Origin of the sequence: Streptomyces sp. WAC05292 (genome assembly GCF_003949955.1) — a bacterium.
GTDB classification, from domain to species: domain Bacteria; phylum Actinomycetota; class Actinomycetes; order Streptomycetales; family Streptomycetaceae; genus Streptomyces; species Streptomyces globosus.
Genome location: NZ_RPSE01000721.1, coordinates 1 through 1,361 on the forward strand (window position 1 = coordinate 1; position 1,361 = coordinate 1,361).

The window sequence follows — 1,361 nt, forward strand, 5'->3', positions numbered from 1 at the left end:
CGCACGCCCCGCCCTCCCGGCCCTCGGCCCGGGAAGGCGGGGCGTGCGGGGCCGTGGGTCAGAGGGAGGCCGCCGCCGTCTTGATCTGCGAGGCGAAGGTGGACACCTCGGTGTAGACGCCGGGGTATCCGGCGCGGGCGCAGCCCCGGCCCCAGCTGACGATGCCGACCTGGATCCACGCCCCGGCGGCGTCGCGGCGGAACATGGGGCCGCCGGAGTCGCCCTGGCAGGTGTCGACTCCGCCCTGGTCGTAGCCGGCGCAGATCTCCTCGCTCGGGACGAGGGAGCTGCCGTAGGCGCTCTGGCAGGCGGCGTCGGAGACGAAGGGGACGTTGGCCTTGAGCAGGTACCGCTGCTGGCTGCCGCCTTCGCGGTTGGCGCCCCAGCCGGCGACGGTGAAGGTGCCGTTGTCGTACTGCTTGGTCTCGGCGATGTTGAGGGTGGGCAGGTTGATCGGCTGGGCGAGTTTGATCAGGGCCCAGTCCTTGCCCTGGCCGTTGTAGCCCGGGGCGCGCAGGACCTTGGTGGACCTGACCTTGATCGCGCTGGAGCTGTTGAGGTCGACGACGCCGGCGGTGGCGGTGATGGAGGTGTTGTTTCCGCTGGAGCCGACGCAGTGGGCGGCGGTGAGGACGATCTGCTGGGTGAGCAGGGAGCCGCCGCAGCCCATGGACAGGCGGACCATCCAGGGGAACTCGCCCTGTGCGGCGCGGGTGCCGCCGACGACGGGGGCGGGTGCCGCGTGGGCTCCGGCGGGCTGGAGGCTGACGGCGGCGAGGGCGACGGCGCCGGCGGCGAGGGCGCGCTTGAGGAACGTGCCGAAAGAGGACACGGTCAACACACTGCCTTTCGTGGGGGGTTGGGCTGTGCGTGCCATCGGGTGAATGACACGTACATGTCACACCCGCCGGTGTGCGGACATCAAGGACCCGTTTTCGGACAGGGTGCGGAGCGGGATGCCCGTCGGGCGCCCGCCTGGCCCCGGGCCGGCCCGCCCGAACACGGCTTTCCGGCGCCCCGGCTCCGGCCGCGCCCCAACCGCCGCATCGGCCGGACGGCCGCCGGATGACGGGATCCGGTCGCACGGGGGCGCACTCCCCCACCGGGCCCGTACGCCCGCACGGCCCAACTTTGCGGGCGGCGGCGGTTCGACGGGGGTGCGGCGTGGGTAGTGATACCCCATCGCACGAGTGCCGGACCGGTCCCGACCCCTCGCCAGGGGGCCGGGGCCGATTCGCGCCCCTCCGCCTCCGGCACCCGCGCCAGACGATCCCGCACCCTGTCCGAAAACGGGTCCTTGATGTCCGCACACCGGCGGGTGTGACATGTACGTGTCATTCACCCGATGGCACGCACAGCCC

1 protein-coding gene is annotated in these 1,361 nt (G+C 72.8%); it reads right to left on the bottom strand.

Annotation, left to right across the window (positions count from 1 at the left end; genetic code table 11):
- Positions 1–58 precede the first annotated feature (58 nt).
- The gene (locus EF903_RS32610) at positions 59–877 is read right to left on the bottom strand and encodes a serine protease (RefSeq protein ID WP_185902950.1); all 819 of its coding nucleotides are present in this window, start codon (positions 875–877) and stop codon (positions 59–61) included.
- Between the last annotated feature and the right edge of the window lie 484 nt (positions 878–1,361).